7 protein-coding genes are annotated in these 15,157 nt (G+C 39.0%); all 7 read right to left on the bottom strand.

Annotated elements, in window-relative coordinates:
- Window positions 1-109: 109 nt before the first annotated feature.
- Entirely contained in the window at window positions 110-4,951 is a 4,842-nt protein-coding gene (locus ACJJVZ_RS10445) for an NAD-glutamate dehydrogenase (protein WP_405600242.1), read from the bottom strand.
- A gap of 209 nt (window positions 4,952-5,160) precedes the next feature.
- Window positions 5,161-7,482, bottom strand: a complete 2,322-nt coding sequence (locus tag ACJJVZ_RS10440) for an RND family transporter (RefSeq protein ID WP_405600239.1) — start codon at window positions 7,480-7,482, stop codon at window positions 5,161-5,163.
- Window positions 7,482-8,477: a YCF48-related protein gene (locus ACJJVZ_RS10435; protein WP_193155272.1), complete on the bottom strand. Its 996-nt coding sequence runs from the start codon at window positions 8,475-8,477 to the stop codon at window positions 7,482-7,484. The genes ACJJVZ_RS10440 and ACJJVZ_RS10435 overlap by 1 nt, the downstream gene beginning before the upstream one ends.
- A 130-nt stretch (window positions 8,478-8,607) precedes the next feature.
- On the bottom strand, window positions 8,608-9,972 hold the full coding sequence (locus ACJJVZ_RS10430) for a DUF1329 domain-containing protein (protein WP_077539010.1): 1,365 nt from the start codon (window positions 9,970-9,972) through the stop codon (window positions 8,608-8,610).
- 13 nt (window positions 9,973-9,985) lie between these two features.
- The gene (locus ACJJVZ_RS10425; protein WP_405600236.1) at window positions 9,986-12,082 is read right to left on the bottom strand and encodes a DUF1302 domain-containing protein; all 2,097 of its coding nucleotides are present in this window, start codon (window positions 12,080-12,082) and stop codon (window positions 9,986-9,988) included.
- Window positions 12,083-12,332: 250 nt separating this feature from the next.
- Window positions 12,333-12,554, bottom strand: coding sequence for a DUF2835 family protein (locus ACJJVZ_RS10420; RefSeq protein ID WP_077537783.1), 222 nt, complete (start codon window positions 12,552-12,554; stop codon window positions 12,333-12,335).
- On the bottom strand, window positions 12,555-15,149 hold the full coding sequence (gene pepN / locus ACJJVZ_RS10415) for an aminopeptidase N (protein ID WP_405600233.1): 2,595 nt from the start codon (window positions 15,147-15,149) through the stop codon (window positions 12,555-12,557).
- Between the last annotated feature and the right edge of the window lie 8 nt (window positions 15,150-15,157).

Here is a 15,157-nt window from a genome sequence, read left to right as displayed (position 1 = left end):
TCTAATAAATAACAGACAAAAAAATACCTCAGACAAGGCTGAGGTATTGTATAACAATTTTAATAATTAACTTATTATTTACGAAAGAAATAATAACCCAAATACTAAATTATTTAACAGATGTATCGCAATTATGGCTTAATAACATCAGTTCACGGAGCGCTACAGAAAACTTAGCGAAATCGTGGCTTTGTGATGTTTTAAATTCAGCCAGCATTTGCTTCCAACGTAGAAGCAGTAATTCTTGGCTATCCATCCATTGATCAATTTGGCTATCTACATCGCTATCGTCACCTTCAAAGCTATTTAATACAACTTCAGATAACGTACGTTGTTGCCAATCTAATTCTTCACGGTAAGAAGAACGAGCAAGTGCTTGCCAATGGTTAGCAACAGGTTGATTTGTGATTTGATCTAAGAACCAATGTAGCCCCATTCGCGCACCTAACTTGAAGTAAGTGTTAGAAACCATTGCTATATTACGACCTGTTTTACTTGCTACTTCAGCTAGGTCCATTACAGAGAACAAGCTTGATAACGACACAATGCGTTCAGCAATCTGACGAGGTACACCGTCTTCTATCAGTTTATTCGCTTCAATAACAATACGGTCATTTTCTTTTTCGACCATATAGTTTCCTAGGTTATCACTTAGGTCTTTAAAGGTTGGTGCAAAATGCGCAATTGCCTGTTCAATCGTTTGCGCTTTATTTCTATGGCGTAGGAACCAACGCGTAGTACGACGTACAGTACGGCGTAATTGATACAGCATTTCAGTTTGTACTGCTGACGGTATCTTATTATCTAGCGCACTAATTGATGACCAAGTATCACGCATCTCGAAGATTTCACTGGCAATTGAATAACACATTGCAATTTCAGCTTCGTTTGCACCGGTTTCTTCATGCATACGAACCATGAAGTTCAAACCCATATCGTTAACAATATTATTAGCCAACTTAGTCGCGATAATTTCTTTACGAAGCGGATGATTATTCATCGCATCGTCAAATTTCTCGCGTAGCGGGCGTGGGAATGACTTAACAAGCAGCTGACGGTAATAAGGGTTTTCAGTAATTTCATCGCTTACTAACGTCTCTTTCAATACCATTTTAGCGTATGAAACAAGCACTGAAAGCTCAGGACGAGTTAGATCTTTACCTGCTGCTGCACGCTCAGCGAGTTCTTCATCACTAGGGATAAACTCAATTGCACGGTTTAATTTGCCCTCTTTTTCAAGTGCATGGATAAAGCGTATTTTCTCTTTAAGCGTAGAAGTACCTTTAGACTGCGTAATTGAGATGGTATGCGTTTGACGATAGCAGTCTTTTAGCACTAACTCAGATACTTCATCTGTCATCGAATAAAGTAATTCATCTCGTTGTTTACGTGTTAAATCACCTTCTGCAACTAAGCCATTAAGTAAAATCTTAATGTTAACTTCGTTATCTGAACACGCCACACCGCCTACGTTATCAATAAAGTCTGTGTTAACACGACCGCCTTTTTCAGCAAATTCTATTCGCCCTAGTTGGGTCGCACCTAAGTTACCACCCTCGCCTATAATTTTCGCACCTAATTCTTTACCGTTAATACGTAGTGCATCATTTGCACGATCCCCTACATCAGCATCGGTTTCTTTTGAATTTTTAATGTATGTTCCGATACCGCCATTCCACAGTAAATCGAAATTCATCATTAATGACGCTTTCATTAATTCATTTGGTGTCATGCTCGCTTTTTTCGTGCCAAGCATTTTCTTCATTTCAGGACTTAATGTAATTGATTTAGCCGCACGAGAGAAAATACCACCACCGGCAGAAATAAGGTCTTTATTATAATCTTCCCAAGAAGAACGTGGCATGTTGAATAAGCGCTCACGTTCAGGGTAAGATTTTGCAGCATCTGGGTTAGGATCTACAAAAATATGCATATGGTTAAAAGCAACTTGTAAACGGATGTGTTTAGATAACAGCATACCATTACCAAATACGTCCCCCGCCATGTCACCAATTGCAACAACGGTAAAGTCTGTCGTCTGACAATCAATATCCATTTCACGGAAATGACGTTTTACCGACTCCCATGCACCTTTAGCGGTAATACCCATCTTCTTGTGGTCATAACCGACAGAGCCACCTGAAGCAAATGCATCGCCCAGCCAGAAATTATATTCGTTAGCAATACCGTTTGCGATATCTGAGAACGTAGCAGTTCCTTTATCGGCCGCAACCACTAAATACGCATCGTCTTCATCGTGACGTACAACATCTTTAGCCGGCACTATTTCACCGCGCTCAATATTGTCTGTAATATCTAATAGACCACGAATAAAGATTTTATAGCACTCTTGCCCTTCTTTAATAAACGCTTCGCGTTCAGTCGGTAGCTGTTTACATACAAAACCACCTTTAGAACCAACAGGTACAATTACTGTATTCTTAACTTGTTGTGCTTTAACCAAGCCAAGTACTTCAGTGCGGAAATCTTCACGACGGTCTGACCAACGAAGTCCACCACGCGCTACTTTTCCGTAACGTAAATGCACACCTTCTACGCGAGGCGAATAAACAAAAATCTCAAATGCTGGTAGAGGTAATGGCACATCCGGAATTAAGCTAGGTTGAATCTTAAATGAAACATACGATTTAAACTGCCCTTGTGCATCTTTTTGATAATAGTTGGTACGAAGTGTAGCTACAATCATATCAACGTATAAACGGATAATGCGGTCATCATCAAGGTTCGCTACATTCTCAAGTTCTAAGTAAACCTGAGCAATAAGCTTCTCTATTGTTTTTGCACTGACGGGTGCTTTAACTGAGAATTTTTTAGCAAATAAGTTAACAATCTGCGCGGCAATATTTGGGTAGTTAGCAAATGTACTTTCAATATACGTTTGCGAGAAGGTAACACCAATTTGGCGCATGTATTTAGCATAAGCGCGAAGAATTGAAGCTTCACGTCCAGCCAAGCCACCCATGAGTACTAAACGGTTAAAACCATCATTTTCTAAGCGATTAGCCCAAACATTAGTTAACGCTGCGCGAAAACGAGCAGACACTTTATCAAAATCAGCCATCCCTTTACTGTCTATCAGCATAGAGAAATCCATGATCCAATTAATGCGACCATCACTGGTTTTAACTGAGTAAGGTGTTTCACCTACAACACGTAAACCGAAGTTTTCAAGCATCGGCATTACATCCGATAAGTGAATCGGCTCATCTTTATGGAATAAGCTTAAGCGTACAATATTACTGTTGGCTTCTTCTTGCGGGCGATAAAAAAGCATTTCCAGCTTATTTTCATCGGTTAGTAATTCTAACTTTTCAATATCGACAACGGCTGCGCTAGGTAAAACTTCATCTTTATATGAGCGCGCAAATGCATTGCAATATTTACGATTTAAATCGTTTCCGCGTGCTTCGCCAGCAGATTCTAGCAATGCAGATTGTAATTTATCTTCCCATGTTCGGGCAGCTTCTACTAAGTTGTTTTCGATGTCTTTCACATTATATTCGATATTGTTGTCGGTCACACGAACGGTATAATGAGTACGCGCCAGTGTTGACTCAGAAAAATAAGTAGTAAATTCGACTTTGTCGTCAGAATTAAATGCATTGCCTAAAATAGCTTGAGTTTCTCGGCGTAATGCTGTGTTGTAACGCTCTCGTGGTACATACACCATGCAAGAGAAAAAGCGACCATAGGCATCTTTTCGCACAAATAAGCGGCACATATCACGTTCTTGTACCTGTAAAACACCGGTGGCAACTTCTAACAGCTCACTTTCACGTGCTTGAACAAGCTCATCACGTGGATACGTTTCTAAGATATTCAGTACCGCTTTGTACGCATGCGTGCCTTTAGCAAAATCACACATATCCATGATGCGATTAATTTTACTTTTAAGAACAGGTACATCTGAGGCGCTGTTGTTATAAAAATTTGATGAGAACAAACCAATAAAGCGATCTTCACCAATAACATTACCTTCCTCATCAAAGCGCTTAATGCCAACGTAGTCGATATAAGCAGGACGGTGAACGCGAGAAAGTGAATTTGTTTTTGTTAAAATAAGCAAATTGCTACTGCGCGCTTCTTGACGTGCCACTTCTGGTAATTCAGAAAGTAAGCGCGTGTGCTCTTCAGTCGAGTTTTTCATCAAACCAAGGCTTGTTTCCATTTTACCTTTAAGTTGATAATCACCCTGCACTGGGCTTAACTCATATTCGCGGTAACCCATTAAGGTAAAGTTATCTTTCACTAACCAATCTAAAAATTCGACTGTTTCTGATACTTCACTTTCATTTTTATTGTGGCTACGCTTTGGCAGCGCTTTATTTACCGCAATTAATTTTTTGCGAATTGGTTGCCAGTCTTCTACCGCAACAGACACATCAACAAGGACTGACTCTAATTCTTTCTTAAAAGACTCAATCACAGAAGAATCTGTTTGACGGTCAATTTCAATAAAAAACACTGTTTTTGTTGATGTTGATTCTTGCTCTGCTTTTAAATTTGATAAGCCCGATATTTTAGCGTTTTTATCACGCTGAATTTTAAGTGGGCTATGAAGTAGTAAATGAGAGGCGATATTTTCGCGAGTCATGGCCATACGAACTGAATCAACTAAAAACGGCATGTCTTTAGCAATAATCTCAACAATTGTATGTGATGACTGCCAGCCATCTTTTGCCACTTCTGGATTAAAAACGCGAATAACAGCGTCGTCGTTAGTATTTTTTTCTAGCGAATTCCAAAGGCTTAGTGCAGCGCCATATAAGTCACTATCGTTGCGGTTTGCCAAATCCTCTTTAGACATATTGCTGTACAAGGCTTTGGCGAATTTTTCAACGAGTAACACATTATCAGCGTGAACTTTTTTCTGGATCAGCTTACAGACATTATCTAGGATAACCGAGGCTTGGCCTTCATTTCGTGTCATTGTATGTTCCTTAATCTATTACTGCTCAGGAGCAGGAATTTTGTACAGCCATTTATTAGCGTGGAGTCAGTTAAATTCTAACCCTTTTACAACTAATAAACAGCCTTTTCGATGAAAACATTTTAAGCATTTCAGCTATTTGGTCATCTATTCACAAAACATAGATATAAATGGCTATTCCTAGCCATTTAGGAGCAAAATTATTCACATTATTTTTTCTGGTCGGTCCAGAGCAGGCTACCAATTGCAGGTAATAACAGTACTGCGCCTAGCATATTTACTAAAAACATGAAGGTAAGCAGTATTCCCATATCCACTTGGAATTTTAAATCAGAGAAAATCCACGTACTTACACCGATAGCTAGAGTAATACCAGTGAACAAGACCGCACTACCACGTTCAACTAGCGCATTACGATACGCCACTGAAAGCGGTACATTTTGCTTTAGCTGGCCCATCATCGATGAGAGTATATAAATACCGTAATCGACCCCAATACCAACACCTAATGCAATTACGGGTAATGTAGACACTGTTAAACCAATTTCCAGTTGTACCATTAGTGCTTGTGCAAGTGTTGAAACCACATAAAGTGGAAGGACCACAGCAATCGTCGCTTTTACACTTTTAAAACTCAGTAAGCATAAAATAATTACAGCGCCATAAACATATAACATCATCGGTATCTGGGCTTCAGATACCGATTCATTCGTAGCGGCCATTACACCAACTGGACCCGATGCTAATTTAAAGGCTACTTTATCTGTGCCTTCCTCTTGTGCAAATTGCTTAACGCTCTCTATTACACGGTCAATAGTTTGTGCTTTATGATCATTTAAAAAGATAATCACTGGCATAACAGAACAATTACCGTTTAATAAACCAGTACTTGTTTCTACGCGAGAGGTAGACTGGACTAAGCTTGCCGAATTACGTGGTAAACTTTGCCATTTTAGATTTCCTTCGTTATAGCCTGCATTTACCGACTGTGCCACAGAACTTAAACTAACCGCAGATTGTACACCAACAACATTTTCTACCTTGTATTGGAAACGACTGATACGTTGCATCACATCGTGCTCAGTACACGCCGCTGGGTAAGCTTCTACTATTACTTTTAAAATATCAGATGAAATAGTGTATCTATCCGAGATCAAAAAAGTATCTTGATTATAACGAGCATCTTGATGCAGTGATGGCGCACCTGCATGTAAATCACCAATGCGCATTTTATCTGCTTGCCAGTAACCTAACGCAAATAAAACTAACGTAAATCCGATGATCATTTTTGCGACTTTAGGGTCGGTTGCTTTGACAAGTAAATCTCTAATTTTATCGAGCATATTAGGTTTGTTAGCATCGCCTGATTGAATATGCACGCTGCCTTCAAACTTCATGTACGAAGCCCACACAGGTAATAAAATTAAATTAGTAAATATAATTACGGCAACACCTAAGCTCGCTGTTATAGCAAGTTCTCGAATTATACCGATATCGATAGTGAGTAGCGTTAAAAAGCCAACCGTATCAGATAGCAAGGCAATGCCACCTGGCACCAGTAAAGATCGAAAGCTCGATTGACAACAAATACGTGTACTTTTGCCTTCACCTACTTTTTTGCCAATGGCATTGATCATTTGCACACCATGACTTACGCCAATAGCAAACACCAAGAATGGCACCAAAATAGACATAGGATCAAGGCCAAAGCCTAAACTAGAGAGTAGACCTAACTGCCAAATAACGGCTATAATTGAGCAGGCAATAGGTAAAATAGTTAGCTTTAAGCTACCACAAAATAACCACACCATGATAAACGTAAAGGCAATCGCTATAGCAAAAAATAGTACGACCCCTTTTGCACCCTCAGCAATATCCCCCGCCATTTTAGCAAAGCCAATTATATGGATACTGACTTTGTCAGTACTTAGAGGTTCACGAAGTTCATTTTCTAACTTTTGCGCAAATAAAAGCGTATCTAGTTTTTGCTGCGTTTGTGGATCAGTTTCTAGAAGCTGCGCTGTGACCATCGCACACGAATAATCACTAGCAACCATTCGCCCAACGACTTTTGCTTTTTCGATGCTTTCTTTAACAACGCCTAAACCACGCGCATCCGCTGTAAAGTTTGCAGGAATAATAGGGCCGCCGGCAAAGCCATCTTCAACTACTTCGACAAAACGAGCACTGGGAGAAAATATTGAGTTTACTAAAGGACGATTTACACCTGGGATAAAATAGAGTTGATCGTGAACCGCTTTCAATTGCGTGAAAAACTCAGGGTTAAATATATTTCCGCTGTCATCACACACCGAAATTAAAATGCTATTTGCACCGCCAAATTGTGTTTCGTGTTTCGTGTATACCTTCATGTATTCATGGTTTAACGGAATATTTTTGTTAAACGAGGCATCAAGTTGGATCTGTGTCGCTTTAAATACGAGGAAACACGTTATAAGTGCAAAACTTATAAGCATAATCAAACGATGCCTAAAAATCGCTTTTTCTATAAAATCTAATATTTTATGCATTAAGGGGTCAACTCCTTCACTTTAATGCCGTTTTCTGTTGCCATGATTAACTTATTATTTGAAATCACGCCATCAAGAATTGCTTTACCATCTGCTAGTTGCTCATAAGTGAGCAGCCCATCTTTTAAATGAAAAATCACACCACTGTTGGCCAACATTAACCATTGTTCATTGTTATAATTGAGAATACTGTTAATGGTTGCCGTTTTAACATTTTCTAAATGTTGCCAATCTTGCTCTTCGCGCTGCTTAGTAAATACATTACCACGTAAGCCTGCAACAACTTCGAGTGCGTCATCTGAATTAAACGCAAAAAATGAACCTGGGTAAATTTCTTCTATACGCTGCCAAGTAAGGCCTGCATCCATACTTTTTGCCATTAAGCCCATTTCACCAACCAAAACCAACCCACTTGCACTTTGTTCTATCCGATTAAAGTGTGGCAAGATTGACGCTGTTTCAGCATCGTATGCCTGTGGATCATTTTCTTTTAAATCATTTAAGTATTCTCTATCTTCACTAAAAAGTAATGAATCTAAAAAACGTTTTTGCCAATGCGCACCACCATCACTGGTTTGATAAAACATGCCATAGGCCCCTACAGCGAAGCCGTGCAAGTCGTCTTTAAAAAGAATATCTAAACATGGTTTGTCTAATTGTGGGCTAGATTGTTGTAGCTGCCAGTTTACGCCACCATCCGTTGTATTAATTATTGTCGCATCGTGACCACATGCCCAACCATTATTGTCACTACTAAAATCAACAGCCGTAAGTAAAACTTGAGTTGGTACCACGTCAGCTTGTTGCCATTGAGCTCCATCAGTACTTCTAATGATCGTGCCATGTTTTCCTACAGCAATTAAGTGTGTATCTGTACTCGTGATATCGGTTAAGAGGGTTTTATCTGCATTGATCACGTTAATAGCATTTTTAGGAGCATCTTGCGCAATACTCGCACCGCTTATAATTAGGCTGGCATATACCAAATACTTCATAAGTTTTAATCGCCTTGAACTGAGGAATTGTTTGTCTTTAATACTGAGGAAAGTCCAGCGCGTTAACAAGACAAACGCGATGAGATAGGAAAAAGGCATCTAACTAATTAGTTAGATGCCAACTTTAGGACTATTTACCAGCGCGACGTAGTGCACTTGAAGTAAATTCGTTATCGTTAAACGATTGCGAAAAGTCGTACATTTTCTCTTGATTATCTAAACCAATTGCTAAGTATCGACGTGAATTCAAATCATGATAAACTTCTAAAGTACTCCACTGTGTAGGCACTTCGTAGTAATTAAGACCATATGCCATTGCAACACGGTACAGTTGATCACGGTTATCATAAATATCCGTTACCTGAACTTGCCAGCTATCTTCATCAATATAAAAAACACGCTTTTTATAAATATGACGAGTGTCGTCTTTTAAGTTAGCTTCAACAACCCAAACACGGTGCTTTTCGTAACGCGTATGTGCAGGATTAATATGGCCAGGCATTAAAATGTCATCGTATTTAAGCTGATCGCTATGGAGTTTGTAACTATTATATGGAATATAAAGTTCTTTTTTACCCTTCAACGTCCAGTTATAACGATTAGGCGAACCATTGAACATATCAAAATCATCAGTCGTACGTAAGCTATCAGCCGCAGTACCTGGTGCATCATATGCAACATTTGGCGCGCGACGCACACGACGTTGTCCTGAGTTATAAGTCCACGCTTGTCTTGGTGTTAATATCTGATCCATTGTTTCATGAACAAGTAATGCAGTACCGGCTAAACGTGCAGGCTCTGTTACTTTTTGTTTAAATTTAAACAAAATATTTGAATCTTTTAACTGAGCAGGCGTTGCACTTGGATCTGAATATTTAACTAATAGCTGTTCATCAAAACCAACATAGTTGTAAGAACCCGATGCTGTAGGAGCCGCTTGACCACCAAAACGTTCGATAGACTGACCTCGGTAACGCAATAAGTGGTTCCAAATTGCTTCTAAACCCGTTTTTGGAATAGGAAATGGCGTCCCAATTGCAGTACTTTTAATGCCATTACCTTCTTCAACTAACTCAGCCGTTGTTGCAAACTGTTTTGTTGCATCATAAACAAACTGAGGGAAAGACGCTGAACGGCGTGTTTCGTAAATTGGCATTTTGAATGTATCAGGATACGTTTCAAATAATGCAATTTGCCCAGGGCTTAAGTTCGCTTTGTATTTATCGATATTACTTTTATCAATAGTGAAAAGCACTTTATCTGTTGCAAAGGGGTCAAGGTGATGCATACCAGGCTCATAACCTGCCGGAGCAGTCGTTATGCCATTATTCCAAGCAGGAATAGATCCATCAGCATTGCCCGCTTTCTCTGCCCCAAGTGGTGTTAAGTTTTGGCCTAATTGTGCAACTTCATCAGCAGTGAGTTTTGCTAGTGCTGCATTGCTTGCAAACAAACTACAAAAAGCGGTTGCGATGAGGGTAGGTTTTTTTATCATAATCATGTTACCCCTAGATTGAATATTTTAAATTGAAAGAAACGTAGTCGCGGTCTGAAAAAGTATTTATATCACCGCCGCCCCAAAAAGAGTTATAGCTCACATCAAGTGACCACGCATTTTGATAGTTAAAGCTCATAGTGGCACCTAATGATTTACGGTCTTCAAGGAACAAGAACATAGGATCAGGTGTACTACCATTTACATCGTGAGAGAAAACAAAGCGTGGTGAGAAATTAATACCATTATAAATATTATAATAATCACCTTTAGCAATCAGCCGGTAACCCCAAGAGGATGCAGTCGCAAATGATTTTTGTTCAGCACCATTAGACAATCCCATTTGCAACGTTGAGTAATCACTTGCATTAGGGCCTGAAATTCGACCGCTTCGCCCAGTACCTGAAATATTTAAACGCGTCTCGTCATATGAGGGCATGTTATTAACACGCACACCACCAATCTCACCTACCACAGCCCAACTATCAGCACCTAATGAAGGACCAAATAAATGAGTAGCAGTAAACTGTAGTTGCGATGTATTTCGCTCAATGTAACCTTTAGCTAGTTCACCAGGTCCTACAGCACTAATCGCATCGCCAATACTTAACTGTGAAATACCAGCAAATTCAGGACGAAGCCCAGCAACAGCAAGTTGCTCTGGCATAGCGGCATAAAGTAATTCAACATCATCTATTTGCAGTGGCTCATCTTCGCGAAAAGTAAACTCACCCGCAAAGGCAGTCTCACCCAGTGACGTATTAAAACTCAAACCATAGAGTTTAATATCTTCAGGGTATTCGTTGGTCGCTTTAGAAAACGCTCTTAAATCTGATATGTTATCAGGTGTGATTTCTGTAGTAGAAAGCATCGCTAAGTCTTGTGCTATAGAGACTTGCGTAAAGTTTGAAACTCGACCAGAAATGAGTGGGCGGCTGCTATGGTAGTTGACATGGTATAACGCAATTTCGGTGTCATAAAAGTCAGGTAAAAACATACCTAAGCGTAAACCGTACTGGCCGTCATCGTTTGGCTCTGATTTACCCTCATCGCCTTTACCCTTTAACGCAACTTTAGTTGGATGGGCAAGGTACATATTTGAAAGCAATTCTTGGCCTTCGCTGCTCGAAGGGTCAATACCACGAGCTGCAGCGACTTGAGCAAAATTAGTCGTTAAATTATTTAAGCTGCTTGTTAGAAATGCTAAATCAATGTCAGGGTTCGATGTAAAACCTAATTGAACGTTTTGTTGATAGCCGTTTTCAGCCGCAAAGTCATTCGTTGAAAAATAAGTTCCCGCTGCTGGTAAACGTGTTTCATGCCACTGGTACTGATAAAAACCTTCAAGGGTTATATTTTCAGTAATACCAAGTGAAGCCCATAGCATGCCAACAGGAATAAAAGCTTCTTTAAGCTCTGCACCTGGTGCTTTTAAACGCGCAATATCGACTGGGTTTATATTGATACCGTGAGAAATAAGTGTGCTTTCCCCCCAGTTAACAACTTGTTGACCAATGCGGATTGATAAAGGATTATTACCATCATTAAAATCAAAATTAGCCCACACATACGCATCTAATAAGCGAATATCTGCACAGCTTTGTTCTTTAGTATCTTTATCATCACACGGATCAACGCCTTGACCCGATGTTGGATTAACGTAAGCATGATCGCTATCCATTAACGCAAAGTCATAAAAGTACATAAAGCGAGTAAACAAACCGTAGTTATCTTTGCTAATTGATAGGTCGTGTGTGCCTTTTAACAGTTTTGAAAATGAATCACCACTGTCGAAGTTTAACCCACCGGCGTCACCATTATTTGAATATGAGCCTGGTTGTGCCCACACATCTTGAGATGAATAGACAGTGTTTATTGCAGGATTATAACCCGTCCAATTAAACGCTGGATTATTACTTTTACCAATTAGGTCAAAGTTTCTATTTTCTACACGGACACTTTGCCCGTAAGAAAAAGTAGAGTCGAAGGTTATATCAAAACCTCCAGCTTCGAATGTTACAGCTTGTGTGCTGGCTGCAGACAACCCTAAGCTAGCGGCTGCTATGCTTAAAGCTATTTTGTTTCGAACAAAAAGCGATCTTCTTATCATTGTGGTTCCCCCCTGTCGCGGGTCATTTTGTGTGATCAAATTATTGTTTTTAGTGTAATCATAACGATAGAAGCGATATTAATAAATTACAAATGGTCGCATTCAATCTGTTATACATTTATTCTGGCTGACGTTTACGTATTGGTAAGACGTCATACCAGATAATTTATACACGTTATTTAACAATAGAACAAATTGAAATTAACAAAAAGACAATATTTTTATGTATCTATAACATAAAAATAGCGCGCTAAGCCACTCGTTCAATACGAATGAACTTATTTTCAGGTGTTAATAATATTCTAAAACGACCTCGTATTCCTAAGCTAGAAATGTAAGGTCTCAAGTGGTTAGCAGAAAAACGAATTCTTTTTCCACCATCTTCCACTACTTGTAAGGAGCTAAAACGACCATGATAATAATCCATGCAATCGTTGTAGCTCAGTGTTAAGTTAAAATAGTACTCAATCATTTACGCTAGCGCTTTTTCAACTTTTTCAAATAAATCGTCGCTTAGGCCATCCAACGCAGCTATACGCTCTAATTGCTGCTTCATTGCATCAGAACGAACTTTATCGTAACGTTTCCAGGACATAAAAGGCGTTAACATACGTGATGCATTTTGTGGGTTTATAGCATTTAGCTTTATTAATAAGTCACCTAATAGTGAATAACCTTGCCCGTCGGCACGGTGAAACTGCGGCGTATTAAAATGACTAAAGCTGCCGACTAACGCACGAACTCGGTTAGGATTAGAAAAATCAAAACATGGGTGCTCATAAAGGGCTTTAATATTTTCGATTGCGTTTTCTGATGTTTGCATCGCTTGTAAAGCAAACCATTTATCCATAACTAAAACATCATGGCGCCACTGACTATCAAAGTGATTTAATAATTCATCACACACTTCATGAGATGCTTTAACCGCTGCGCTCAACGCACCTAACACATTCGTCATATTAGATGAACTAGCTGCGTCCTTAATAAATTCAGCTGCCTGGATACTTTGAGTTTTAGCTAAGTAATGAAGGCATAACTGTTTTAATGAACGAATAGCAACCGCATTAGCACTTACACTGCCGTCATCAAATAATGATTCAAAACATTGAATAAATTCACTACATAACGAATCTGCTATTTGTTTTTCAAATTGCTGCGTAATTTTAATTATTTCATCAACAGGAATAACTTCAAATTCACCGGCCAATGTATCAAAGCTAGGTAACTTTAATAGCTCAGCAATTAGCGCTAAATCACCTTGTTGGTTTACAACTAACACTCTGAGCGCATTAATTATTTCATCACTTAGTGCAATACTTTCGGCGCTCTTTATATTTGCTTTTACTGCATTGATAAATAGCTGCTGCTGGGCATCCCAACGAGAAAAATCACTCCGTGCAAAACGCATAATATGAAGAAGCGCATGTTCATCTGTTTGTTGATTTAAAATACACGGTGCAGAGAAATCTTCCAGTAATACAGCAACTGGTTTACTGCTAATATTATCGAAGTTAAATGTTTGCGTAGATTGCGTCACATTTAACACATGCTCAATTTTTTTGCCTTGATACTCAAGCGCAATACTGTGTCCGTTTGCATCCAATAACTCAATCGCAAAAGGAATGTGTAAAGGTTCATTATTTGGTTGATTAAGCGGTGCTAATTGCTCTACTGTTAAGCTGTAGGTATTTGAATCTTTATCGAAGCTTTGCTGCGCATTTAGACGTGGCGTACCAGCTTGATTATACCAGCGTTTAAATTGTGCTAAGTTAATCCCTGATGCATCGCTCATTGCACTTAAAAAATCATCACAGGTTACTGCTTGACCGTCGTGACGCTCAAAATATAGCGTCATGCCTTTTTGAAAGTTTTGCTCGCCTAGTAGCGTATGCATCATACGAATAACTTCAGCGCCTTTATCATACACTGTAACCGTATAAAAGTTATTCATTTCAATAACTTTTTCTGGACGAATGGGGTGTGCCATAGGACCAGCATCTTCGCTAAACTGGTGTGTACGCATTACTTTTACAGCATCAATTCGATTAAGCGCACGCGAGCCTAAGTCACTACTAAACTCTTGATCCCTAAATACCGTTAAGCCTTCTTTTAACGATAACTGAAACCAATCTCGGCACGTTACACGATTCCCCGTCCAGTTATGGAAATATTCGTGCCCTACAATTGATTCAATGGTGTGATAGTCTTTATCTGTAGCCGTTTCTTGATTTGCTAAAACACATTTACTGTTGAAAATATTTAACCCTTTATTTTCCATCGCGCCCATGTTGAAAAAATCGACTGCTACAATCATATAAATATCAAGGTCATATTCTAAATTAAAACGCGCTTCATCCCATTGCATCGCTTTTTTAAGTGAAGTCATAGCATGGGGTGTTTTAGATAAATTACCTTTATCAACAAATAATGCAAGCTCAACATCCCTACCGCTTTGAGTAACGTAGCTGTCTTTTAATACATCAAAATCGCCAGCAACTAAGGCAAATAAGTAACTTGGTTTTTTAAACGGATCTTGCCATTTGGTAAAATGACGACCATCTTGAGTTTCACCACTGTCTATTTGGTTACCATTAGACAATAATTGTGGGTATTTTTTATCAGCAATTATCGTTACATCAAATGTAGATAAAACATCTGGACGGTCCATGTAATAGGTGATTTTTCTAAAGCCCTGTGCTTCACATTGTGTGCAATACGCACCACCTGATAAATATAAACCTTCAAGTGAAGTATTGGTTTCAGGCGATATCTCAGTGACTATACTTAATCGACAACTATCCGGCAGATTATTAATTATTAGTTGCTCGCCAATAATTTCATAATCTGTTATGTCCATGGTATCAACAGATAAAGACAGTAAGCGTAAATCAATGCCATCAAGCACTAAAGGTGCTTTTTTATCCCCTACACGTGTAAGCGTCAACAAAGCGCTCACTTTCGTTGATAATGGTTGTAAGTCAAAAGTTAGCTCTGTGTGATTAATTAAAAAATCAGGAGCTTTATAGTCTTTAAGATATTGTGCTTGAGGTTTATTTGATTCAGTCATAAATACTC

The organism is Pseudoalteromonas sp. Ld19 (assembly GCF_045064135.1).
In the GTDB taxonomy this organism is placed as follows: Bacteria; Pseudomonadota; Gammaproteobacteria; order Enterobacterales; family Alteromonadaceae; genus Pseudoalteromonas; species Pseudoalteromonas aliena.
The sequence above is the reverse complement of the archived record's forward strand: the minus strand, read 5'-3'. Positions and strand labels throughout refer to the sequence as shown.

Excerpts from the sequence above, each read along its gene's own strand:
- ACJJVZ_RS10445 (WP_405600242.1), bottom strand. The coding sequence starts at position 4,951 with ATGACACGAAATGAAGGCCAAGCCTCGGTTATCCTAGATAATGTCTGT.
- ACJJVZ_RS10440 (WP_405600239.1), bottom strand. The coding sequence starts at position 7,482 with ATGCATAAAATATTAGATTTTATAGAAAAAGCGATTTTTAGGCATCGT.
- ACJJVZ_RS10435 (WP_193155272.1), bottom strand. The coding sequence starts at position 8,477 with ATGAAGTATTTGGTATATGCCAGCCTAATTATAAGCGGTGCGAGTATT.
- ACJJVZ_RS10430 (WP_077539010.1), bottom strand. The coding sequence starts at position 9,972 with ATGATAAAAAAACCTACCCTCATCGCAACCGCTTTTTGTAGTTTGTTT.
- ACJJVZ_RS10425 (WP_405600236.1), bottom strand. The coding sequence starts at position 12,082 with ATGATAAGAAGATCGCTTTTTGTTCGAAACAAAATAGCTTTAAGCATA.
- ACJJVZ_RS10420 (WP_077537783.1), bottom strand. The coding sequence starts at position 12,554 with ATGATTGAGTACTATTTTAACTTAACACTGAGCTACAACGATTGCATG.
- pepN (WP_405600233.1), bottom strand. The coding sequence starts at position 15,149 with ATGACTGAATCAAATAAACCTCAAGCACAATATCTTAAAGACTATAAA.